Annotated in this window: 21 protein-coding genes; 14 read left to right on the forward strand and 7 right to left on the reverse strand. The window is 72.4% G+C overall.

Going from position 1 to position 21,000, the window contains the following annotated elements:
• The first annotated feature begins 27 nt into the window (after nt 1–27).
• The 4 genes from ACTOQ2_RS34105 to ACTOQ2_RS34120 are packed head-to-tail and all read left to right on the forward strand — an operon-like array spanning nt 28 to nt 4,033.
• On the forward strand, nt 28–1,041 hold the full coding sequence (locus ACTOQ2_RS34105; RefSeq protein ID WP_440070796.1) for a carbohydrate ABC transporter permease: 1,014 nt from the start codon (nt 28–30) through the stop codon (nt 1,039–1,041).
• Complete coding sequence (locus ACTOQ2_RS34110) at nt 1,038–1,904, forward strand: carbohydrate ABC transporter permease (protein WP_440070797.1); 867 nt, start codon at nt 1,038–1,040, stop codon at nt 1,902–1,904. Before ACTOQ2_RS34105 ends, ACTOQ2_RS34110 begins: the two co-directional genes overlap by 4 nt.
• 21 nt (nt 1,905–1,925) lie before the next feature.
• Nucleotides 1,926–3,152, forward strand: coding sequence for an ROK family protein (locus ACTOQ2_RS34115; protein ID WP_440104938.1), 1,227 nt, complete (start codon nt 1,926–1,928; stop codon nt 3,150–3,152).
• Nucleotides 3,149–4,033: a Gfo/Idh/MocA family protein gene (locus ACTOQ2_RS34120; RefSeq protein WP_440070799.1), complete on the forward strand. Its 885-nt coding sequence runs from the start codon at nt 3,149–3,151 to the stop codon at nt 4,031–4,033. The genes ACTOQ2_RS34115 and ACTOQ2_RS34120 overlap by 4 nt, the downstream gene beginning before the upstream one ends.
• A 77-nt stretch (nt 4,034–4,110) precedes the next feature.
• On the opposite strand, the gene ACTOQ2_RS34125 is transcribed toward ACTOQ2_RS34120, so the two are convergent.
• The gene (locus ACTOQ2_RS34125) at nt 4,111–5,163 is read right to left on the reverse strand and encodes a YihY/virulence factor BrkB family protein (RefSeq protein ID WP_440104939.1); all 1,053 of its coding nucleotides are present in this window, start codon (nt 5,161–5,163) and stop codon (nt 4,111–4,113) included.
• A 137-nt stretch (nt 5,164–5,300) separates the two neighbouring features.
• On the opposite strand from ACTOQ2_RS34125, the gene ACTOQ2_RS34130 reads away from it, so the two are divergent.
• Nucleotides 5,301–5,867, forward strand: a complete 567-nt coding sequence (locus tag ACTOQ2_RS34130) for a ferritin-like domain-containing protein (protein ID WP_440070803.1) — start codon at nt 5,301–5,303, stop codon at nt 5,865–5,867.
• 31 nt (nt 5,868–5,898) lie between these two features.
• On the opposite strand, the gene ACTOQ2_RS34135 is transcribed toward ACTOQ2_RS34130, so the two are convergent.
• The 3 genes from ACTOQ2_RS34135 to ACTOQ2_RS34145 form a co-directional block, all read right to left on the reverse strand.
• Nucleotides 5,899–6,039 carry a cellulose binding domain-containing protein gene (locus ACTOQ2_RS34135; protein WP_440104940.1) on the reverse strand — a complete coding sequence of 47 codons (141 nt, stop codon included), beginning with the start codon at nt 6,037–6,039 and terminating at the stop codon, nt 5,899–5,901.
• Nucleotides 6,040–6,209: 170 nt separating this feature from the next.
• Nucleotides 6,210–6,923 carry a sensor histidine kinase gene (locus ACTOQ2_RS34140; RefSeq protein ID WP_440104941.1) on the reverse strand — a complete coding sequence of 238 codons (714 nt, stop codon included), beginning with the start codon at nt 6,921–6,923 and terminating at the stop codon, nt 6,210–6,212.
• Nucleotides 6,924–6,956: 33 nt separating this feature from the next.
• The gene (locus tag ACTOQ2_RS34145) at nt 6,957–7,121 is read right to left on the reverse strand and encodes a hypothetical protein (protein WP_440104942.1); all 165 of its coding nucleotides are present in this window, start codon (nt 7,119–7,121) and stop codon (nt 6,957–6,959) included.
• Nucleotides 7,122–7,235: 114 nt separating this feature from the next.
• On the opposite strand from ACTOQ2_RS34145, the gene ACTOQ2_RS34150 reads away from it, so the two are divergent.
• Nucleotides 7,236–8,222: a LysR family transcriptional regulator gene (locus ACTOQ2_RS34150; RefSeq protein ID WP_440104943.1), complete on the forward strand. Its 987-nt coding sequence runs from the start codon at nt 7,236–7,238 to the stop codon at nt 8,220–8,222.
• Between the two features lie 168 nt (nt 8,223–8,390).
• Here ACTOQ2_RS34150 and ACTOQ2_RS34155 read toward each other — a convergent pair whose 3' ends face one another.
• Together ACTOQ2_RS34155 and ACTOQ2_RS34160 are read right to left on the reverse strand one after the other, a co-directional pair.
• Nucleotides 8,391–9,224 carry a GNAT family N-acetyltransferase gene (locus ACTOQ2_RS34155; protein WP_440104944.1) on the reverse strand — a complete coding sequence of 278 codons (834 nt, stop codon included), beginning with the start codon at nt 9,222–9,224 and terminating at the stop codon, nt 8,391–8,393.
• Nucleotides 9,221–10,498, reverse strand: a complete 1,278-nt coding sequence (locus tag ACTOQ2_RS34160; protein WP_440104946.1) for a M20/M25/M40 family metallo-hydrolase — start codon at nt 10,496–10,498, stop codon at nt 9,221–9,223. Before ACTOQ2_RS34160 ends, ACTOQ2_RS34155 begins: the two co-directional genes overlap by 4 nt.
• A 301-nt stretch (nt 10,499–10,799) precedes the next feature.
• Between ACTOQ2_RS34160 and ACTOQ2_RS34165 the strand changes: the two genes are divergently transcribed.
• The 8 genes from ACTOQ2_RS34165 to ACTOQ2_RS34200 all read left to right on the forward strand — a co-directional run bounded on the left by ACTOQ2_RS34165 (nt 10,800) and on the right by ACTOQ2_RS34200 (nt 20,222).
• Nucleotides 10,800–12,608, forward strand: coding sequence for an ABC transporter substrate-binding protein (locus ACTOQ2_RS34165; protein ID WP_440104947.1), 1,809 nt, complete (start codon nt 10,800–10,802; stop codon nt 12,606–12,608).
• On the forward strand, nt 12,605–13,612 hold the full coding sequence (locus ACTOQ2_RS34170; RefSeq protein WP_440104948.1) for an ABC transporter permease: 1,008 nt from the start codon (nt 12,605–12,607) through the stop codon (nt 13,610–13,612). The genes ACTOQ2_RS34165 and ACTOQ2_RS34170 overlap by 4 nt, the downstream gene beginning before the upstream one ends.
• 64 nt (nt 13,613–13,676) lie before the next feature.
• The gene (locus ACTOQ2_RS34175; protein WP_440104949.1) at nt 13,677–14,633 is read left to right on the forward strand and encodes an ABC transporter permease; all 957 of its coding nucleotides are present in this window, start codon (nt 13,677–13,679) and stop codon (nt 14,631–14,633) included.
• Nucleotides 14,634–14,637: 4 nt separating this feature from the next.
• Complete coding sequence (locus ACTOQ2_RS34180) at nt 14,638–16,020, forward strand: ABC transporter ATP-binding protein (protein ID WP_440104950.1); 1,383 nt, start codon at nt 14,638–14,640, stop codon at nt 16,018–16,020.
• On the forward strand, nt 16,017–17,027 hold the full coding sequence (locus ACTOQ2_RS34185) for an ABC transporter ATP-binding protein (protein WP_440104951.1): 1,011 nt from the start codon (nt 16,017–16,019) through the stop codon (nt 17,025–17,027). Before ACTOQ2_RS34180 ends, ACTOQ2_RS34185 begins: the two co-directional genes overlap by 4 nt.
• Nucleotides 17,024–17,944 (forward strand): GNAT family N-acetyltransferase, encoded by a 921-nt coding sequence (locus ACTOQ2_RS34190; protein ID WP_440104952.1) that lies wholly within the window; start codon nt 17,024–17,026, stop codon nt 17,942–17,944. The genes ACTOQ2_RS34185 and ACTOQ2_RS34190 overlap by 4 nt, the downstream gene beginning before the upstream one ends.
• 127 nt (nt 17,945–18,071) lie before the next feature.
• Nucleotides 18,072–19,001, forward strand: a complete 930-nt coding sequence (gene murQ, locus ACTOQ2_RS34195) for an N-acetylmuramic acid 6-phosphate etherase (RefSeq protein WP_440104953.1) — start codon at nt 18,072–18,074, stop codon at nt 18,999–19,001.
• 138 nt (nt 19,002–19,139) lie between these two features.
• Nucleotides 19,140–20,222 carry a serine hydrolase domain-containing protein gene (locus ACTOQ2_RS34200; RefSeq protein ID WP_440104955.1) on the forward strand — a complete coding sequence of 361 codons (1,083 nt, stop codon included), beginning with the start codon at nt 19,140–19,142 and terminating at the stop codon, nt 20,220–20,222.
• 355 nt (nt 20,223–20,577) lie between these two features.
• Here ACTOQ2_RS34200 and ACTOQ2_RS34205 read toward each other — a convergent pair whose 3' ends face one another.
• Complete coding sequence (locus tag ACTOQ2_RS34205; RefSeq protein ID WP_440104956.1) at nt 20,578–20,961, reverse strand: winged helix-turn-helix transcriptional regulator; 384 nt, start codon at nt 20,959–20,961, stop codon at nt 20,578–20,580.
• Between the last annotated feature and the right edge of the window lie 39 nt (nt 20,962–21,000).

Here is a 21,000-nt window from a genome sequence, read left to right on the forward strand (position 1 = left end):
CGGCCCCGTCCCCCCGAGGAACCCACGATGAGCACCACACAGGGCGCCGAGCGGCGCCGACCCCCCGAGACGAGCCCGGAACCCGAGGCCCGGCGGGACAGGACCCTCACCCTGGCCCAGCGCGAGAACAGGACCGGGCTGGGCTTCGTGACGCCCACCGTGCTCGTGGTCCTGGTCGTCGTCATCCTGCCCATCGCCTGGACCGTGCTGCTCGCCTTCCAGCGGGCGCGGCTGATCGACATCCAGGGCATGGGCCTGCTGTCCAACTGGACCTGGGAGAACTTCGCCGAGGTCTTCACCTCGCCCGGCTTCTGGACCTCGCTGTGGACCACCCTGGTCTACACCGCCGGCAGCACCGCCGGGTCGATCGCCCTCGGGCTGGTCGCCGCCCTCGCCCTGCGCCGGCCCTTCCGCGGCCGGGCCCTGATGCGCGGGTCGATGCTGCTGCCCTACGTCGCGCCCGTGGTGGCCGTCACGTTCGTCTGGGAGATCGCCCTCAGCCCGCAGTTCGGCATCGTCAACGAGCTGGGCACCCGGCTGCTCGGCTGGGAGAAGCCGATCGCCTTCCTGGCGACCCGCTCCCACGAGGTCTCCCTCCTCGGCTGGCAGGTGGAGCTGCCGCTCGCCCTGCTCACCGTCATCGCCTTCGAGATCTGGCGGTACTTCCCGTTCGCCTTCCTGTTCCTGCTCGCCCGCCTGCAGGCCGTGCCCGCCGGGATAGAGGAGGCCGCCACGGTGGACGGCGCCACGCTCACCCAGCGCTTCCGCCACATCCTGCTGCCCCAGCTGATGCCGGTGATCGCGCTGCTGTCGGTGCTGCGGTTCATCATGACGTTCAACAAGTTCGACGACGTCTACCTGCTCACCGGGGGCGGCTCGGGCACCGACGTCGTCGCGGTGCGGGTCTACGACTTCCTCACCGCCCGCTACGACGTGGGGGCGGCGGCCGCGCAGGCCCTGGTCCTCGCGCTCGTCCTCGCCGTGCTGCTCGGCATCTACTTCAAGTTCTTCGCCAAGAGGGTCCAGGAGGAGGCGTCATGAGCCGCGCACAGGTCGAGGAGAGGACCTTCGCCGTCCTGCGGTGGGTCGTGATCGCCTTTCTCGCGGTCATCACGCTCTTCCCCTTCTACTACATGCTGCTGCTGTCGGTGAAGCCCATCGACCAGCTGCTGCTCGACCCCGGCCGGCTGTGGGTGACCCTCTCGGAGCTCACGTTCGACACGTACCGCAACGTCCTGCAGTCGGTCGAGGACGGCGGCCAGGGCTTCCTGCGGATGCTCGGCAACTCCGCGCTCGTCGCCCTCGCCACCGTGGCGCTCACCCTGCTGGCCTCGGTGCCCGGCGCCTACGCGGTCAGCCGCCTGCGGTTCCTCGGCGGCCGCCAGGTCAGCGCGGTGTTCCTCGCCGTCTATCTCTTCCCGTCCACCCTGCTGGCGGTCCCGCTGTTCGTGATGTTCGCCAAGATCGGCCTGCAGGGCAGCCTGACCGGGCTCGTCATCGTCTACATCGCGCAGACCGTGCCCGTCTCCATCTACATGCTGAAGAACTACTTCGTCACCATCCCCAAGAGCGTCGAGGAGGCCGCGGCGCTCGACGGCTGCTCGCGGGCGCAGATCCTGCGCCGGATCGTGCTGCCCCTGGCCGCGCCCTCGCTCATGGCGACCGGCCTGTACGTCTTCATGATCGCCTGGAACGAGTTCCTGTTCGCGCTGCTCTTCCTCGCCGCCGCCCCCGACCAGTGGACGGTCTCGCTGGGCCTGCAGCAACTTGCCAACGGCATCGAGGTTCCCAAGACGGTTCTCATGGCGGGGTCGGTGGTCCTCACGATTCCCGTGGTAGTTCTTTTCTACGCCGCGGAGCGACTCCTTACCGAGGGTCTCACCAGCGGTGCGGACAAGAGCTAGAGCCGAGGAGAGACACACCGGATGGCAACGCCCTGGAGCACCGCAGGCCACCTTCTGGAACTGATCCGCACCGGGCAGGCGCGCACCCGGGGCGAGCTCCAGCGCGTCACCGGCCTGTCCCGCTCCACCGTCGGCCAGCGGCTCGACCAGCTCTTCGACGCCGGTTGGCTGCGCGCCGTCCCCGGCGGGCAGTCGACCGGGGGACGCCCCTCCAACCTGCTGGAGTTCGACACCGGCCACGCTGTGGTCCTCGCCGCCGACCTGGACGTCACTCACGCCCGCGCCGCGGTGATGGACCTGGCGGGCGGAGTCCTGGCCGAGCGCACCGAGGCGCTGCCGATCGAGGACGGCCCGGAGGTCGTCCTGGACCGGCTCGGTCTCTGGTTCGCCGGCCTGCTGGCCGCGGCCGGAACCGCTCCGGAGGCGGTCTGCGGGGTGGGCCTGTCGCTCCCCGGGCCCGTCGACTCCTCGTCGGGACGGGTCGTACGACCGCCGATCATGCCGGGCTGGGACGGCTACCCGGTTCCCTGGCGGACGCAGAGCTCGCTCGCCCGGCACGCCGGGGTGGACGTCGCCGTCCCGGTCCTGGTCGACAACGACGCCAACCTGATGGGTCTGGGCGAGCAGCGCCATGCCTTCGCCGACTGCTCCGCGTTCGTCCTGGTCAAGGTCTCCACCGGCATCGGCGCCGGCGTCGTCGTCGACGGCAAGGTCTTCCGCGGCATCGACGGCGGCGCCGGCGACCTCGGCCACATCCGCCTGCACGACCAGTCGGAGGCCCGCTGCATGTGCGGCTCGTACGGCTGCCTGGCCGCCGTCGCCAGTGGCCGCGCCCTGGCCGGACAGCTCGCCGCCCTCGGCGTGCCCGCCCAGTCGGGCGCCGACGTACGCGCCCACCTCGACGCGGGCTCCCCCGACGCGGGACGCCTGGCCCGCGAGGCCGGACGGCGCTGCGGGGAGGTGCTCGTCACCGTCGTCACCCTGCTCAATCCCGGCGTGCTGATGATCGCCGGAGAACTGGCGGAGACCCACTTCGTCACCGGGGTGCGCGAGCTGCTCTACCAGCGCGCCCTGCCCCGGGCCACGCGCAACCTGCAGGTCGTCACCTCCCGGCTCGGCGACCGCGCCGCGCTCGCCGGGGCCACCGCGATGGTGGTCGAGCACCTGTACGCCCCCGACCAGGCCGACGCCCGCCTGACGGCGCCGGCCCGTCCGCCCCGCCGCTCACCCGCCGGAGTCGAATCGTGAACACCACCACACCCGTCGAGGTCGGCCTGATCGGAGCCGGCCCGTGGGCCCGCACCATGCACGCCCGGATGCTGGCCACGGGCCCGGAGACCCGCCTCTCCGCCGTCTGGGCGCGCCGCGCCCCCGCGGCCCAGGAGATCGCCGAGCCGTACGGGGCGGTCGTCGCCGGCACGCCGGAGGAACTGTTCGACCGGTGCGAGGCCGTCGCCTTCGCCGTGCCCCCCGCCGTCCAGGCGGAACTCGCCGTGCGCGCGGCCAAGGCGGGCAAGGCCGTGCTGCTGGAGAAGCCGCTGGGGCCCGACCTCGCGTCGGCGCGCGCGGTGGCGGAGGCCGTCGCCGAGGCGGGCGTCGTCTCGCAGATGGTGCTGACCAAGCGCTACCACCCCGCCACCCGCGAGTTCCTGCGCCGCGCGGCGCGACTGGAGACGACCGGCGCCCGCTCGTGCTACCTGCACGGCGCCTTCCTCGGCGGGGAGTTCGCCACCGGCTGGCGGCTGGAACAGGGAGCCCTGCTCGACCTCGGCCCGCACCTGCTGGACCTGCTGGACGCCGCGGTCGGTCCCATCACCGGCATCCGGGCGACCGGCGACCCGCGCCGCTGGGTGGAGCTGACCTGCGAGCACGAGAACGGCGCCGTCAGCCAGGCGTCCCTGTCGGGCAGCGTCCTGCTGCCCAGGGCGCGCACCCGGATCGAGCTGCTCGGTCCGGAGGGGGAGCTCGTCTTCGACACCTCCGGGATCGACCACGAGGAGTGCTGGCCCGTCCTGCGCGCCGAGTTCGCCGCCGCCGTGCGGTCGGGCCGCCCGGGTGAGCTGGACGCGGCCCGGGGCCTGCGCCTGCAGGAACTGATCGACGCCGCGACGCTGACCCTGTCGCGCTGATCCTGTCACGGTGACCGCGCCGCGCCGCCCACGGCTTCGCCGGCCGTCACCGCTCCGGCCGGCGTTTCCATCGCCTCTTACCGTTTCCCGGCCCGCCGGGCCGGCCCGGTTGCGGTCCGGCGCCTGCGCAGGGACTTCACGAGTGTCCTGGCGACCGCGACGGTCGCCGCGCCCGCCGCTCCGACCAGGGGTTCCCGCTCCTCGGCGGCGGTGGGGCCCGGGTCGGGGTGGATGGGGCCGGCCCGCCCCGCGCGGACGGCCTCCATCTGCGCGGCGAACGCCAGCCCCAGGAAGAGGGCGATCGAGCTGAGGAACGACCACAGCAACAGCGCCATGACGGCCGTGAGCGGCCCGTACGTGGCGCCGAAGGTGCCGCTGCTCTCGGTGTAGAAGGCCAGCAGGAGGGTGAAGACCGTCCACAGGGTGAGCGAGACCAGGGCGCCGAACGCCAGCCAGGTGTGACCGGGCTGCCTCCTGCGCGGAGCGGCGCGGAACAGCACCGAGGTCGACAGCAGCGCGAGGAGGAAACCGAGCGGCCAGCGCACCAGGTTGAACGCCTCCGTGGCCCCGTCGTTCCAGTCGTAGACCTGCGCCAGGGCCCTGCTGATGGCACCGCCGCCGACCATCACCACGAAACCGGCGGTCATGAAGGCTCCGGCCGTCAGGGCCATCACCAGGGCCCTGCCGTACTTGCGATGGAACGGCCGGTCCCGCTCGACGCCGTAGATGCGGTTCGCCCCCCGCTCCACCTGGGCCATGGCGCTGGTCAGCGAGAACAGGGCGGTGACGAGGCCGAACCAGAGCGCGAGGGCACCCCCGGTACGGCCCGCCTGCCGGTGGCTGTCGGCGAGCACGTCCTTGACCGCGTCCACCCCCGCCCCCGGCGCGAGCCGGCTCAGGACCAGCTCCAGCACCTCGCCGAGATGCTCCTGGTTGATCACCGAACTCAGCCCGACCAGCGCGATGGCGCCGGGGATGATCGACAGGCAGATCTGGAAGGCCAGAGCCCGGGCGTTGGTCATGCCCTCGCCGTACCTGAACCTGGCGACGGAGTCGCGGACCAGGTGCCAGCGGCCGTATTTGCGCAGGGTCGTCCACGCGTGGTCGGCGGAGAGCTCTTCGCCGTTCATGGTCCGCGTCTGCGGGACCTTCGTCGCTGTTCCCATATCGCCGGACCCGCTACCCCGTGAACGACGTCACGAACAAAACGCCTCCGACTGTGGCCGAGGACACTGGATAAGAGGCCGATTCTGGGTAGTGCAGCCTCATGGCTGAATTCCTCACAGATATCAAGGAGCTTCGGGCGCGGGCGCGCCAGGAGATCGACAAGGGTCCCATCACGTCGGCCTACGGCGCGGATCTGCCCCGGGTGATCCAGGTGTGCAACGAGGCCCTGGCGACCGAGCTGGTCTGCGTGCTCCGCTACAAGCGGCACTACTACACCGCCTCGGGCCTCCACGCCGGGTTGGTGGCCGCGGAGTTCCTGGAGCACGCCGCCGAGGAGCAGGAGCACGCCGACCGTCTCGCCCAGCGCATCGTCCAGCTCGGCGGCGAGCCGGACTTCAACCCCGAGACGCTGGCCACGCGCTCGCACGCCGAGTACGACGACAGCCTCGACCTGATCGAGATGGTCAAGGAGGACCTGGTCGCCGAGCGGATCGCGATCGCCTCCTACACCGAGATCATCAACTGGCTGGGCAACGACGACGTGACCACCAGACGCGTCTTCGAGGACCTGCTGGCCCAGGAGGAGGAGCACGCCGACGATCTCAAGGGCCTGCTGGAGAGACTTCCCGGCGCCCTGGCCGGCGGGGATTCCCAGGGGCAGGGCTGAGCGGCGGGCGCGGGCCGCGCGGCGCGGCCGGTCAGCCGGTCGTACAGGACACCTCGGGAGCCGGGGAGCCCGTCCCCGAGGCGAGGAAGCCGAAGGTCACGGTCGCGCCGGGAGCCAGGGAGCCGTTCCAGGCGGCGTTCCGCGCCGAGACGGCGGCTCCCGACTGGGTCACCGGGGTGGGGCGGGGCCGGCATCCGTGCCGCGCTCTCGCAGGAAGCTCGGCCTGCGCCTTTCGGCCGGCCGGCGAGGAGACCCGGCGACCACGGCGACCTCCGGTGTGTTCATGCGCTTCTTCCTTCTCTTTCCGGGGGCGGGAAGGCGGATGAAGGCACGTGAGAATGGTCATGGCCGGCCGGCGGCGTTCCTGGCGATGGGGAGGCGAAGCACGAAGCGCGCTCCTGAGTCGGCGTCCTCGACGCTCAGGGTGCCGTTGTGAGCGTGGGCGATGTCGCGAGCGATGGCCAAACCCAGGCCGGTACCGCCGCGGTGCCGGCAGCGGGCGCTGTCGAGCCGGGAGAAGCACTCGAAGACGCGTTCGCGGTCCGAGACGGGGATGCCGGGCCCGTCGTCGGCGACGACGAGCTCGGCCGTGGTCTCGTGCCGGAGCACCTGGATCTGTATCGAGTGCCGGGCGTGCCGGCGGGCGTTGTCGAGCAGGTTGGCCACCAGCCTGTCCAGGAGCGCGGGCACCGCGTCGACGACGACCGAGGCCGCGGCCCGCAGCCGGATGTCGGGGGTGTCCGGGCCCCCGGTCGTCTCGGCCACGTGGGCGCGGGCCACGGCGGAAAGGTCGACCGGCTGCCGCCGTCCGTGTGTCGCCTCCGCGATCCGCGTGAGCAGCAGAAGGTCAGCGGTGATCGCTTCGAGCCGCTCGACGCCGCGAAGCGCCGCGTCGAGGAGCCGGGGCAGATCGGTCTGGCCGGGATGCAACCGGGCCTCCTCGAACTCGGCCCTGAGCCCGGCGAGGGGCGTGCGGAGCTCGTGGGCGGCGGCGGCGGCGAACCGGCGCTGAACCAGATCCCTTTCAGCGGCCAGGGCCGCCTGGGCTGCGTTCATGTTCACTCTTTCGGAAGGTTTCGGCCGCCGGCATCACCGGCTCGTTCGAACAGGGCGGGATCCGGACACCTCAGGGGGTTCGCGGAAGCCGGATCGCCGTACGCCGAGCCCCGGCGCGTCGAGCGTCGGCTCGGCCGGCGGCAGCGGCGTACCGGCCTCCGGCAGCGCGGCCAGTACGCCGGTCAGACGTGCCGGCATCGCGACCTTCCCCGTTTTTCGTGCACCCATCGTGGGTCCACCCGGCGCCATCTCGCCACGACCGGTTCGCTCTCTGCTGTTAGGTAAAACCTCCTACAGGGTTATGATGCGTGGATGGAGCTGCGCCAGCTGCGCTACTTCGTCGCGGTGGCCGAGGAGCTGCACTTCGGCCGCGCCGCGGCCAGATTGCGCATCGCCGGCCCGTCGCTCTCCCAGCAGATCAAGGGGCTGGAACGGGATCTGGGCGTGCGCCTGTTCGACCGGGACCGCCGCTCGGTCGCGATGACCCCCTCAGGGCGGGCCCTGCTCGCCCAGGCTCGGACGGTGCTCGAACAGGCCGACGAGCTGCGCCGTTCCGCGACCGGCCTGTCCGCCACCGAGCCGGTCCAGCTCGGCCACGTCGGCTGGATGCCGCCCGACCTGGCCGCCCGCGCGTCCGGCGTCGCGCAACTGCACGTCGACGCGTGGGTCATGCCGTCGCACGTCCAGGCCGGCCGGGTCGCCGACGGCAGCATCGACCTGGCCATCTGCGGCGTGCAGGCCGACGACCTGGCCGGTCACGGCCTCGAGGCCCGGCTGATCGGCGCGGACCGGCTCTTCGCGGTCTCCGCCGGCACCGAGACGTCCGCCGTCCAGGCCAGGGACACCGCGGTGCTGGTGGATGCCGACACCGCCACCTGGAACTCGTGGAACCGCTACGCCGAGGCGTTCGCCCGCGACACCGGCGCCCGCCTCGTGCGCATCGACGGCGGCGGCATCACCGGCCGGGCCTTCTTCGACCACGTACGCCGGCTTCGCCGCCCCGTCGTCAACTCGGTGAAGGGCCGGAGCGCGCCGGTGCCGCCGGACCTCCACCGGCGCACGGTGGTCGACCCGGCACCGTACTGGACATGGGCCCTCGTCTCCCGGCGCGACGAGACCCGCAAGGCCGTGCTGGCCACCGTCGAAACGCTGACCCGCGACGTCGGCGGCCTCGGTCTGGACGACGAGGGGGCGTGGCTGCCGGCCGGCGACCCGTTCCGCACCGCAGGGCCGGCGGGTCCGGGGCCCCGGCCACCCTCGGCGGGGAAAGAGCCACCGGCCGCGACCCGATACCGGTGATCTTCATGATGGTCCGCGGCCCGTGCCGCGTCTCTCTTCGAGCTGCGGGCTGCGAGGTGATCTTGATGTCGTCGCCGTACGGGCGATCGCGGTTCGGGCCGCGCGCTCTCGCGGGCCGGGCGTGCGCGCACGGTGGTCCCGCGTTCGCGGCCCGGTTCCGAGGGCACGTCACGGAGGCCGTTCCACGACGTAGCAGGACCTGTCGTGGAAGCCGGTCACGCGGGCGCCGCCCTCCAGCAGGCCGCCCAGCACCTCGCGCACGGCCAGCCGCCACGCCCCGGCGGCCCGCGGATCGGCGCGGCGCAGCGCCTCGACGTCCCGGGGTACGGCGACCAGCACCGTTCCCGCCCCGGCCGCCTCGGACGGTTCCCGCACCGGGCTGCCGTCGTCTCCTTCGATCAGCGCGCTCACCGCGTCCGGCGGGATCACCGGGTGGTGCGGCTCCCCCCGGACGGCGGCCAGGACGTGCGGCTCGGTCAGCCGCCAGACGGCCAGCACCCGGTCCGAGGCGTCCCCGGCGTTGATCGCGTCGCCCATCGCGCCGTAGAAGGACGGCAGGTACTCCTCCGGGCGGGCCCCCAGCTTGGCCAGGTTGAAATGCGCGTTGCGCCGCACCAGCGGATCGTAGGTCCAGGTGATCCGCTCCAGGCCGCGCTCCAGCGCCCACGCCCGCTGGTGCAGCTTCAGCGCGAACCCGATCCCGCGCCCGGCCAGGGTGCCGGTGACGTGCGAGTGCAGCACCTGCCCTGCCGGAGCGCCCAGGAAGCCGACCGACGCGCCCACCAGCCTGCCGCCCTCGTACGCTCCGGCCACGTAGTTGCCCGCGTGCGACAGCGCCCGCATCAGCTCCACCGTGACGGGCGCGCCGCCGGGGGTGGGGTGCCAGATGCCGTCGAACAGGCGGAAGACGTCCTCGAACTCCTCGATGGAGCGCAGCTCGCGCAACACCGGGTCGTTCACCCGGGCGTTCCCCCGGTTCGCCGGTGACACCGCGCCGCTCACGCGAGCACCGCCCTGATCAGGCCCGCCAGCAGCGCCGCGCGGCCGGGCATCTCGGCCACGACGACGTGCTCGTCGTCGGCGTGGGCGCCGCCGCCCACCGCGCCGAGCCCGTCGAGGGTGGGGCAGCCCGCCCCGGCGGTGAAGTTGCCGTCGGAGGCCCCGCCCACGCCGGCACCGGTGAGGGGGGCGAGCCCCAGATCGGCGGCGACCTCCTGGGCGAGGGCGAACAGCCCGGCCGACGAGGCGTGCTCCAGGGGAGGACGGTTCGGGCCGCCGGTGATCTCCAGCCGGGTCTCGGCGATCCGGGGGGAGAGCGCCCGCATCAGCTCGTCCACCCGCCTCTGCGCGGCGAGGGTGGGCACGCGGGCGTCCACCGCCAGGCGGGCCAGCGCGGGCACGGTGTTGGCCGTGGTCCCGGCCGACAGCACGGTGGGCGTGACGGTGGCCGGTCCGAGGGACCCCCGCGTCACCCGGCCGCCGCCCGTCCGGTGCCCGGGGGCCCGGCCGCTGCCGGTGTGGCCGCCGTCCGTACGATCGCCGTCGGCCCGGCCGTCGTTCACCCGCTCGCCGTCCTCCCGGCCGCCGGTCCGGTGGTCGTGGCTCTGGCCGCTGCCCGCCTGGCCGTCGCTCGTCCGGTCACCGTCCTCCCGGCCGCCGTTCACCCGCTCGGCGATGCCGGTGACGGCGAGGATCTGGTGGGCCAGCTCGACCCCGGCGTTCGCGCCCCTGCCGGGGTCGAGCCCCGCGTGCGCGCCACGGCCGTGCACCACGACCTCGTACATCGACGTGCCCTTGCGTGCGATCTTGAGCGCGCCGCCCTCGGCGCTCGCCTCCAGGACGAACGCGGCCGCGCAGGCGCGCGCCGACTCCTCGACCAGCGCGCGAGAGGTCGGAGACCCGACCTCCTCGTCCCCGGTGACCAGCACGCACACCCCCTCCGGCGACGGCAGCGCGGCCAGCGCGTGGAACATCTGGACCAGCCCGGCCTTCATGTCGAACACCCCGGGACCCCGGGCGATCCCGTCGGCGACCGACCAGGGGCGGGCCAGGAGCGAGCCGATCGGCCAGACGGTGTCGTGGTGGCCGAGCAGCAGCACCCTGGGGGTGCCGAAGGTCCACCGCAGGTGGGTGACGCCGCCGATCACGATCGTCTCGGCCCTGACGCCGAGCCGGCGGTGCCCCTGGTCGGCGACCACCCGCGCGCTGCGGGTCACCGCCCGGTGGTCGGCCGAGAACGACTCGCACGCGACGAGCTCTCGCAGGTCCTCAAGCATGCCGTCCAGGTTCACCGTGGTCGCCTCTCCGCCGATCCGTTGTTACCGCGACCGTATGACAGGCCGAGATCGTCCACTCCGCCGTCCGGCCCGGATCGCCCGCCCCGCGCGGGGCCGGCGACGACCGGCGATGGCCGGCGCGTACCGCCGCCGGGGCAGCCGGTCGGTGAAGGAAAGTTACAGGGAGTATCACAGAAGTGGAGATAATTGACGCGAACGGTGGGTCGAACGTATTGTCCGGACAACGCCGAAGCCTCGGTATTGGTGCCTTGACCTCGAAGAACACCCAACGGAGCGGTTCATGAAGCGACTAGCAGCGGCAGCGGTCTCCCTCTGCCTCGCCGCCGGTGCCGCGGCGTGTGGCGGCGGCGGCGACAGCTCCGCCGGTGGCGTCTTCACCACGATCGACGCGCTCAAGCCGGGCATCGACGCGAACGCGCCGATCAACCCGTACAACCCCAAGGGCAACGCCTTCCGGGGCTACAACGCCGAGTGGCTCGGGTGGACCAAGAACCACCTGACCGACCCGAACCAGTTCTACCCGGGGGTCGCGCAGAGCTGGCGGATCGCCCCCGACCAGTCCTCGATCACCCTGCGGCTCCGCCCGGGCGGGAAGTGGTCCGACGGCGAGCCGATCACCGCGGAGGACGTGAAGTTCTCCATCGGCCTGGCATACACCCAGGGCGGCACCGCCTACGCCCTCGATCCCTCCGCGGCCGGTACGGCCTCGGACATCACGATCGTGGACGACAGGACGATCAAGATCACCCAGGCGGCGAAAAACCCGAGCTCCTCCTTCGTCCGCAGCGTCATGGAGACCGTCATCGTCCCCGAGCACGTCTGGCGCGGCGTGCTGCCCGCCGACTTCTGGCAGAAGCTGAAGCTCGCGCAGAGTACCGCCCCCGGGGCCGAGGCGGCGCGGGCCGGGATCACCAGCCTCGCGGACAAGGTCATCTCCTTCGCCCCGGCCAAGGACGTCTCCGCGGGGCCGTTCGTCCTGAAGCGCGTCAACCCCGGAGAGGCGCTGCTGGTCAAGAACAAGAACTTCTACAACGCGGCCAACGTCGCCGCCGACCAGGTGCGCATCCTCAACTACACCGGCAACGAGCAGGTCTGGAACTACCTGGTCGCCGGCAGGCTGGACAGCGCGCCATTCACCGCGGTCCCCGCCGGCGTGATGCGGCGGATCACCGAGACCTCGGGCAACGCCGTCGTCAGGGGATACTCGCCCGTCAGCGAGGGATTGGCGTTCAACCAGTCCAGGAAGCCCTACGACAACGTGCACGTCCGCCGGGCGCTGGCCTACCTGATCGACCGCAGGCAGGTCACCAAGGTCGCCTCCCCCGAGGGCGGCACCGCCTCGGTCACCACCTCGGGCCTGCACCAGCAGGCCGCGAAGGCGTGGCTGGGCGACGGCCTCGCCGACCTGGAGCCGTACCGGCACGACCCCGCCAGGGCCGAGAGCGAGCTGCGGGCCGCGGGCATGCGGAAGATCGACGGCAGGTGGACGATGCCCGACGGCAGCCCCTGGAAGATGACCGTCAACGTTCCCGCGTCCTTCTCCGACTGGCTGGCCGGCGCCAAGGCCGTCACCAGCCAGCTCAACGACGCCGGGATCGACGCGCAGGTCGTCACCACCGCCGACTACCCGCTCTACCTGGAGGAGATGGCGGCCGGGAAGTACGACCTCGGCTTCTGGCTGGTGGCGCTCGGTCCCGCGCCGTACAACATCTTCCAGCGCCTGTACGGGGCCCAGAACGGCTGGCAGCTCTTCGGCGGCAGGCTCAAACACGTCGCCCCCGGCACGGAGGGGAACTGGATGGGCGGCGCCGAGCTCATCGACGTCAGGGGCGTGGGCAGAGTCAACCCCGGCGAGCTGGCGGTGAAGCTGAACTCCGTGCCCGAGGCCGAGCAGCGGCGGATTGTCTCGACCCTCGCCAGGACCGCCAACCAGGACCTCCCGGTGATCCAGCTGTGGGACTACGTCAACACCCAGGTCGTCAACACCACCCGGTTCACCGGATTCCCGGGCGATGACAGCGACGCGCTGCGCCTCACCTCCGGGGTCTGGCTCCAGCTCGGCATGGTCAAGAGGAAGGGCCGGATATGACGGTCATCGCACGCCGCCTCGCGGGCCACCTCACCCGCGGGCTCGCCATGGTCCTGGTGGTCACCACGATCAGCTTCGTGATCATCAGGAACATCCCCGGCGACCCCATGCGGGCCCGCTACGAGAAGCTGGTCGAGCAGGGCATGTCGCCCGACCAGGCCGAGCGGGCCGTCGCGGTGCTGTACGGGTTCATGCCGAAGGGCACGATGTGGGAGCAGTACCTCGACTACATGCGGGGCCTGCTCCACCTCGACCTCGGCCAGTCGCTGAGCGTCCCCGGCGCGGAGGTGACCACCCTGCTCGGCTCGGCGGCCACCTGGACGATCCTGCCGGTCCTCGTCGGCACCCTGCTCAGCTTCGCGGTCGGCATCATCCTGGGCGTCTACGCGGCGATCAAGCGGTCGAGCAAGCTGGGGGACATCCTGGCCGTCTCCGGCTCGCTCCTGCACGGCCTGCCGCAGTACGTCCTCGCGCTGCTGCTGAGCGCGGTCTTCACGACCCTGTTGCCGATCTTCCCCTCCAGCGGCACCGCGGACGTCACGCTCGAACCCGGCCTCAACGCCGCCTACATCGGCTCGCTGGTCCAGTACGCCACGCTGCCGGTCCTGACCTACGCGCTGGCCGGGTACGGGGGCTGGATCCTGGCGATGAAGTCGAGCGTGGTCACCGTGCTGGGCGACGACTTCATCCTCGCCGCCGAGCTGCGCGGCATGAAGCGCGGGATCATCTTCCGCTACGTGGCGCGCAACGCCATCCTGCCGCTGTTCACCATCCTGGCGCTCTCGCTGGGCCTGCTGTTCGGCGGAGCGATCTTCATCGAGCGGATCTTCACCTACCCGGGGCTGGGCCTGCTGCTGCTCAACAGCATCACCGACCGCGACTACGCGCTGATGGGCGGGGCCTTTTTGCTGATCACCGTGGCGATCGTCATCGCCAACATCGTGGCCGACATGCTCTACACCGCTATCGACCCACGGGTCCGTTCGGGACAGGAGGCGTCATGACCGGGCGAATCAGGGGAGCCGCAGGAGGCGGCCCGCAGGTCACACCGGTGGCGGAGGTGGTCGCATGACGGCGCCGGTCATCACCACCGGCAGCGCTCCCGGCGCTCCCGGCGCTCCCGGTAACCCGGGCGTCCCGGGTGTCTCCGGCACCCGCGCGGCGCAGCGGCGCAACTTCTGGCGCGGCGTCTGGCGGGTCCTGCGGCGCAAGCCCAGCCGGATCGTGGGCGTGGCCATCCTGGGCGTGTTCGCGTTCATGGGGATCTTCGGGCCGCTGCTCTACCCCGCGCGGCTGCCGCGCGACGACAACGCGCTCTACGCCGCGCCGAGCCTGGCGCACCCCTTCGGCACCGACTTCGAGGGCACCGACGTGCTCGCCCTGGTGGTCACCGGCTCCCGGTACGTCCTGATGACCGCCCTGGTCACCGCCGTCATCACGGTCGCCCTCGGCACCGCCGTCGGGCTGTTCGCGGGGTTCCGGCGCGGGCGCTGGGACAGCGTGCTCATGCGGATCACCGACATGAAGCTGACCATCCCCGCCCTCCCGCTGCTACTGGTCCTGTCGACCGTGTGGAAGTTCACCAGCGCGATCGAGATGGGCCTGGTGCTCGGCCTCCTCGGCTGGGGCGGCGTGGCGCGCGCCGTACGGTCGCAGACCCTCTCGCTGCGCGAGCGCGGCTTCATCGAGGCGGCCAGGGGGCTCGGCCTGTCCGGCCGGCACATCATCGGCAGGGAACTGCTGCCCAGCATGGCCCCCTTCATCGCGATGAACATGCTCATCGCGGTGACCGGCGCGGTGTACGCACAGGTGGGCCTGTTCTTCCTGGGCGTCCTGCCGTTCGACGCCAACAACTGGGGCGTCATGCTCAACCTCGCCGTGTTCGGCGGCGGCGCGCTGACGACGACCACCGCGCTGCCGTACATGCTGGCGCCGCTGCTGGCGATCCTGCTGCTCACCCTGGGCATCGTCCTCGTCGTCGACGCCATGGACGAGATCTTCAACCCCCGGCTGCGGGAGGACTGAACAAATGTTCACACGTTCGGAGAAGGTGTCCGTGACACCGGGCGAGCGGCGGTCCGCCGCCGTGCGGCCCCGGCGCGCCTGGGGAGCCTGGGGCACCAGGCGCACGGAGGGCATCGGGGACATCGAGAGCACCGAAGGCACAGCGGGCACAGCAGGCACAGCAGGCACTGCGGGCCTCCGCGAGGCCGGAAGGAGCGGCCCGCCGGGAGTGCGCGTCAACGGCCTGTCCGTCGTCTACCGGACCTCGGCGGGGGAGCTGCCCGCGGTGTCGGGAATCGATCTCGAGCTGGTGCCCGGGACGATCACCGGGGTGGTCGGCGAGTCGGGCTCCGGCAAGTCCACCCTGGCGCTGTCGCTGCTCAACGCGGTCCAGCCCCCCGGCAGGATCCGCTCGGGCAGCGTGGAGATCGACGGGCTCGGCGATGTCGTCGGGTTGCGGGGCGACGATCTGCGCCGGGCGCGGGGACGGCACATCGGGTACGTCTTCCAGGCCGCCCAGAACTCCCTCAACCCGCTCAAGACGGTCGGCAAGCAGCTCCTCGACCTGGGCCGCTCGCACGACATCCAGGACCTGCGGGGGCTGGTCAGGGACGCGAAGGACCTGCTCGGCAGGATGGGCATGGACGGCGCGCGCGTGCTCGACTCCCACCAGCACGAGCTGTCCGGCGGGATGCGCCAGCGGGTCGGCATCATGCTCGCGCTGGTGCTCAACGCCCACCTCGTCATCCTGGACGAGCCCACGACCGCCCTCGACATGATCACTCAGGCCACGATCCTGCGGATCGTCAGGGAGGTCCACGAGGAGCGCGGGCTCACCACGCTCGTCATCACCCACGACCTCGGCGTGGTGGCCGAGGTCGCCGACCGGCTGGCCGTCATGTACGGCGGGCGCGTGGTGGAGCAGGGGCCGACCACCGAGGTGCTCGGCGGCCCCCGCCACCCCTACACCCAGGGCCTGATCCGGGCCATCCCGCGCCTGATCGGCGACATCGGGGAGGCCAGGGCGCTGCCCGGCCGCCCGCCGACGCTTGGGACCGTTCCGTCGCGGGGATGCGTCTTCAGGGAGCGTTGCGAGCTGCGCATGGACATCTGCGAGACCGAGGAGCCGCCCGCCGTCTCGCGCGGTGAGTGGATCGTGGCCTGCCACGCCGTCGCCGCCCGCCACGCGGACGAGGACGCGAACGCCGCGCGTACCGGGAAGGGGAACGGGACCCCGAACGGCAACGGGAACGCGAACGGAAACGGGAGCGGGGCCGGAGCCGGGAACGCCGCGCGTGGCGCGAACGGGGCCGCGACCGCGAACGGGACCGCGTACGAGGACCGGGACGCGGTCGCGCGGGGAGCCGGACGGGTCGCCCGGACACACGGACCGAGGGAGAAAACGTGATCACTGGTCGGGGAATCACGAAGACCTTCAAACAGCGGGGCAGCCTCCTCGCCGGACGCGAGGTGAAGGCGCTGCGCGGCGTCGACTTCGCCATTCCGAAGGGCGGGGCGGCGTCGTTCATCGGGGAGTCGGGCTGCGGCAAGACGACGCTCGGGCGGATCATCGCCGGGCTGGAGAAACACGACTCCGGAGAGATCACCATCGACGGCACGCCCATGTCGTCACTGCGCCCGAAGCAGCGTGAGCCCTACTTCCGCCGTATCCAGCTCATCCACCAGGACCCGTACTCGGCGCTCAACCCGACCCGCACGGTGCACCAGACGCTGGACGCGCCGCTGTCGCTGCGGGCCGCGCAGACCGGCCGCTCGCGGGCGTGGGTGGACGAGCGCGCGCAGGAGCTGCTGGAACTGGTCGGCCTCGACCCCGGCTACGTGCTGTCGCGCTATCCCCACCAGCTCTCCGGCGGCATGCGCCAGCGGGTCGTCATCGCCCGCGCCCTCACCGTCGACCCCGAGATGCTCGTCGCCGACGAGGCCGTCTCCATGATCGACGTATCGCTGCGGCTGGGCATCCTCGCCCTGCTCAAGGACCTCCGCGAGCGCCTCGGGGTGAGCGTGCTGTTCATCACCCACGACGTGGCGACCGCGCGCTACATCGGCGACGACGGCGAGCTGTACGTCATCTACCGGGGCGAGGTCGTCGAGCGCGGCCACGTCGAGACGATCATCTCCGGCCCCGTGCACCCGTACACCCAGTCGCTGCTGTCGGCGATCCCCGTACTGCACGGCCTGGAGCGGCCCGGTGAGGAGCCGGTGACGCCGACCGGGGCGCTCGACGAGAGCCGTCTCGACGCGGGCTGCCTGTTCGCCCGGCGCTGCCCGTTCCGTACCGGCCGATGCGAGTCGGAGCATCCGCTGCTCGGCCACGGCGGCGGCACGCCCCAGGAGCACGCCTGCTTCCATCCCGCTCCCCGCAACGTCGTCGCCATGCCGGTCGGCCACCCGTGAACCCGCTGGGAGACGGTCCCGGGGCGGGGCCGTGGAGCGCGGGCGCGGCGTCCGGGACCCGCGAGGCCGTCGCCGCCGACTCGGCGGCGCTCGCGGGAATCGCCGGGGCCGCGCTCACCCATGACGCGGGGGAGGCCGCGAGCCTGGTCGCCAGGCTCGCCACGCCGCCCGCGCACCGGTCCTGGACGGCACTGGTGACAGGCGGCCTCGACGGTGTGGCGTTCGCCTCCATGTCGGCGCGCGACCCGCGCGCGGGCCACATCGACCTGCTCGCGGTGCGTCCCGAGGCCCGGGGGAGGGGCCTCGGCCGGGCACTGGTAACCGCGGCCGAGGACTGGCTGCGCGACCGGGGGGCGACCGAGGTCCGCCTGGCCGGCAACCCGCCCTGCTACGCCTGGCCCGGCATCGACGTGCGCTACACCGAGGCCGCCTGCCTGGCCGAGAGCCTCGGCTACGAGCGCTACCGGGTCGCCTGGAACATGACCGCCGACCTCACCGGAGACCTGTCCGTCGAGGCCGACCTCGCGCGGCTGGCGGCCTTGGGGGTCACCGTGCGCGCCGCCGCCCCCGGGGAGCGCGCCGCCGTGTCGGCCTTCGTCGAGGAGCAGTGGAACGCCAGGTGGGCCTGGGAGGCGGAGCAGGCCACCGGCTGCCACTACGCCGTCAGGGAGGGCGAGATCCTCGGTTTCGCCGCCTGGGGTTCGCGGCCCTCCTGGTTCGGCCCGATGGGCACCGCGCCGGCCGCGCGGGGCCTGGGAGTAGGCCGCGTGCTCGTACGCCGCTGCCTCGCCGAGCAGCGGGCCGCCGGCATGTCGAGCACCCAGATCGGCTGGGTGGGTCCGCTGCGCTTCTACGCCAGGGCGGTCGGCGCGCGCGCCGAGCGGGTCTTCTGGCTCTACCGCCGTGGCCTGCCGTGACGGCCCCCGCCCGCGGGGCGGGCCGATGGGCGGGCTCCCACCGGGTATGTGCCTGTAACGGCCTCACTGTCAGAAGATCATCTACTCAGCGGTAGTGAGATCAGGAAAACTAACGACATGGGACGTCATGAGTGATCAACTAGCCACACTGTCCACGCTGTCCACCGAGCAGAGCGATCCGCGCTACAGCCGGATCGACCGGCTTCCCACCGACCAGGTGGCCCGGCTGATGAACGCGGCGGACACCGCGGTGCCCGCGGCGGTGGCCGAGGCGATCCCGGAGATCTCGGCGGCGGTGGACGCGATCGTGGCCCGGATGAAGGCCGGAGGCCGCCTGTTCTACGTGGGCGCGGGGACGTCGGGCCGGCTGGCCGTGCTGGACGCCTCCGAATGCCCGCCGACCTTCGGCACCGATCCCGAGCTCGTCCAGGGCGTCATCGCGGGCGGCACTCCCGCGCTGACCCGTTCGGTCGAGGGCGCGGAGGACGACCACGCCGGGGGAGCGGCGGCCCTCCGGGAACGGGGGGTGGGCGCGCTCGACGCGGTGGTGGGCGTCTCCGCCAGCGGTCGCGCGCCCTTCGTGCTCGGCGCGCTCGCCGAGGCGAACCGCCGTGGCGCCCTGACCGTGGGACTGTCGTGCAACGCCGCGACCCCGCTGTCGGCGGCCGCGCTGCACCCCATCGAGGTGATCGTCGGCCCGGAGGTGGTGACCGGCTCCACCAGGCTCAAGGCGGGGACCGCGCAGAAGCTGGTCCTCAACATGATCTCCACGATCGCGATGGTCAAGCTGGGCCGTACCTACGGCAACACCATGATCGAGGTGTCGGCGATGAACTCCAAGCTGGCCGACCGGGCCGCCAGGATGGTCAGCGACATCACCGGGACGGCCCTCTCCGCCGCCCGCTCCGCGCTGGAGGCCGCCGGATGGCACGTGAAGGTCGCGGTGCTGATGATCGAGCACGGCCTCGACGCCGCCGGCGCCCGGATCCTGCTGGAGCGGCACGGCGACCAGTTGGAGGCGGCGCTGGAGGCGGCGGGACAGGCCAGGGGCGCCTGAACCTCCCGCGGAAGGGAACCGGCGCCGGCCGCGGAACCCGGGGCCGAGACCAGGAGCGGGATCGGGATCGGGATCAGGGCCGCGGAACCGGTATCGGGGCGGGAATCCGAGCCGGGACCGGGGGATGGAGCGGGAGCGATGACCGATTTCACGGAAGGCGCCCGGCTCGCCGGGATCCTCGGGGCGGCGGTGCCGCGCGTCTGCTCGGCGGCGGTGGCCGCGATCGCCGTGGGCGGGGTCACGGTGGCAGCCGCCGCGGCCGGGGAGGCCGTGCGCTACGCGTCGGCCTCCGAGGAACTCGCCGCGGACCGGCCGCGCGCCCTCCGTGACTCGATCTTCGACCTCGCCTCGATCACCAAGCTCTTCACCACGGCCGTCATCCTGTCGCTGGCCGAGGACGGCCTTCTCGGCCTGGACGAGCCCGTCGCGGCCTGGCTGCCCGGCCGCTACGGCGGCGCCCCCGAGGTCACCCTGAGGCACCTGCTCACCCACACCGCGGGACTGCCGCCGGGACGCAGGGCCCACGAGGAGATCCCCGGCGACGGCCCGGAGATCCACGCCACGCGCATGGAGCGGATCCTCTCGACAGCGCCGATCGGTCCCGCGGGCGAGCGCTACCTGTACTCCGACGTCGGGCTGATCACGGCGGGCCGGGTGGCGGAGATCGCCGGCGGGGCCTCCCTGGACGAGCTCGCCCGCGTCCGGGTCATCGATCCGCTGGGCCTGCCCGACACCGGCTACCGCCCCGCCGCGTCCCTGCTGCCCCGGATCGTCGCCACCGAGCACAAGCCCGAGCGCCCGGGTCCCGGATGCGTGCGCGGCGAGGTCCACGACGAGACCGCGCACGGCCTGGGCGGGGTCGCCGGGCACGCCGGGATCTTCTCCACCGCCGACGACCTCGTACGCTTCGCCGAGGCGCTGCGCACCGGGGGAGCGCCGGTGCTGGGTCCCGGCGCGGTCGCCGAGATCACCCGCAACCACGGCGTGCGGGGCGCGGACTTCCGCCACGGCCTGGGCGTGCGGATCGGCGACCCCGCGATCGTCGGCCCGCTGGCCGACGCCTACGGGCACTCCGGCTTCACCGGCACCTCGCTCGTCGTCGATCCCGGGCGCGCCCTCACCGTCGTCCTGCTGACCAACAACGTCCACCCCCTGCGCGGCCGCGCGGGCATCCGCGACCTGCGCCACGCCGTCGCCGCCGAGGCTCTGCGCCTGTCCTGAGCCCGCGCGCACGCGCTGTGGCCCGGGCCCTGATGGTGCCCGGCCACCACCCCGGCGTGCCCAGGGTGCGGGCGCTCCGAGGGACGAACTCATCCCTTCCGCGCTCGATCGCGATGCCGTGAATTACGGACATGCCAAATCTCTCGTTGAGTGAAGCCGAGCGGGTGTTGTCCGCCGGGGTCGCGAGGGCAGCCGAGCTGTCGGTTCCGGTCAACATCGCCGTCCTCGACACCGGGGTGACCTCAAGGCGTTCTTCCGCATGGACGGCGCAGGCACCTGGTCCGGGCATCGGCTCTCCCTTGTCACAGGTGCGCGAGGCTCGATTCCCGGGCTTGTGCGGCAGCCGGGCGTCGCTTCATACGGCGTCGGCGGATCGATCCGCATCCGCCCCGACGCGCCGGTGGCCCCAATCCACCAGCGGCTGCAGAATCCTCATCAGATCCTCGCCGTCGGGGGAAAGCGCGTAGCGGATCTGTACCGGCGTGGTGGGGATCACGGTGCGGGAGATCAGGCCCTCGTACTCCAGCTCCTTCAACCGCTGCGTGAGCAGCCGATCGGAGATCCCCGGCACAGACAGGCGGTACTCGCCGAATCGGCGGGCGCCGCGCAGGCCGGCGAGCAGGATCGCGCTGGTCCACCGGCGGCCGACGAGCTCGACGATGCCCTGAAAGCTGCGGCAGCTCGGTTCGTGGATGGCCGGGCGGACGGGGTGTGCACTCTGCGGCGTCTTGGCGTTCACTTACTAAAAATTAGTGACTAACCTTGCTTTTGTCTAACG

This window comes from Streptosporangium sp. H16, from assembly GCF_051918855.1.
Classification (GTDB): domain Bacteria; phylum Actinomycetota; class Actinomycetes; order Streptosporangiales; family Streptosporangiaceae; genus Streptosporangium.

Bases quoted from the DNA above. Each gene is read 5' to 3' on its own strand.
- ACTOQ2_RS34170 (WP_440104948.1), top strand. From the start codon at position 12,605: ATGACGGTCATCGCACGCCGCCTCGCGGGCCACCTCACCCGCGGGCTC.
- ACTOQ2_RS34200 (WP_440104955.1), top strand. From the start codon at position 19,140: ATGACCGATTTCACGGAAGGCGCCCGGCTCGCCGGGATCCTCGGGGCG.
- ACTOQ2_RS34160 (WP_440104946.1), bottom strand. From the start codon at position 10,498: ATGCTTGAGGACCTGCGAGAGCTCGTCGCGTGCGAGTCGTTCTCGGCC.
- murQ (WP_440104953.1), top strand. From the start codon at position 18,072: ATGAGTGATCAACTAGCCACACTGTCCACGCTGTCCACCGAGCAGAGC.
- ACTOQ2_RS34180 (WP_440104950.1), top strand. From the start codon at position 14,638: ATGTTCACACGTTCGGAGAAGGTGTCCGTGACACCGGGCGAGCGGCGG.
- ACTOQ2_RS34140 (WP_440104941.1), bottom strand. From the start codon at position 6,923: ATGAACGCAGCCCAGGCGGCCCTGGCCGCTGAAAGGGATCTGGTTCAG.
- ACTOQ2_RS34130 (WP_440070803.1), top strand. From the start codon at position 5,301: ATGGCTGAATTCCTCACAGATATCAAGGAGCTTCGGGCGCGGGCGCGC.
- ACTOQ2_RS34105 (WP_440070796.1), top strand. From the start codon at position 28: ATGAGCACCACACAGGGCGCCGAGCGGCGCCGACCCCCCGAGACGAGC.
- ACTOQ2_RS34115 (WP_440104938.1), top strand. From the start codon at position 1,926: ATGGCAACGCCCTGGAGCACCGCAGGCCACCTTCTGGAACTGATCCGC.
- ACTOQ2_RS34145 (WP_440104942.1), bottom strand. From the start codon at position 7,121: ATGCCGGCACGTCTGACCGGCGTACTGGCCGCGCTGCCGGAGGCCGGT.
- ACTOQ2_RS34150 (WP_440104943.1), top strand. From the start codon at position 7,236: ATGGAGCTGCGCCAGCTGCGCTACTTCGTCGCGGTGGCCGAGGAGCTG.
- ACTOQ2_RS34110 (WP_440070797.1), top strand. From the start codon at position 1,038: ATGAGCCGCGCACAGGTCGAGGAGAGGACCTTCGCCGTCCTGCGGTGG.
- ACTOQ2_RS34125 (WP_440104939.1), bottom strand. From the start codon at position 5,163: ATGAACGGCGAAGAGCTCTCCGCCGACCACGCGTGGACGACCCTGCGC.
- ACTOQ2_RS34165 (WP_440104947.1), top strand. From the start codon at position 10,800: ATGAAGCGACTAGCAGCGGCAGCGGTCTCCCTCTGCCTCGCCGCCGGT.
- ACTOQ2_RS34175 (WP_440104949.1), top strand. From the start codon at position 13,677: ATGACGGCGCCGGTCATCACCACCGGCAGCGCTCCCGGCGCTCCCGGC.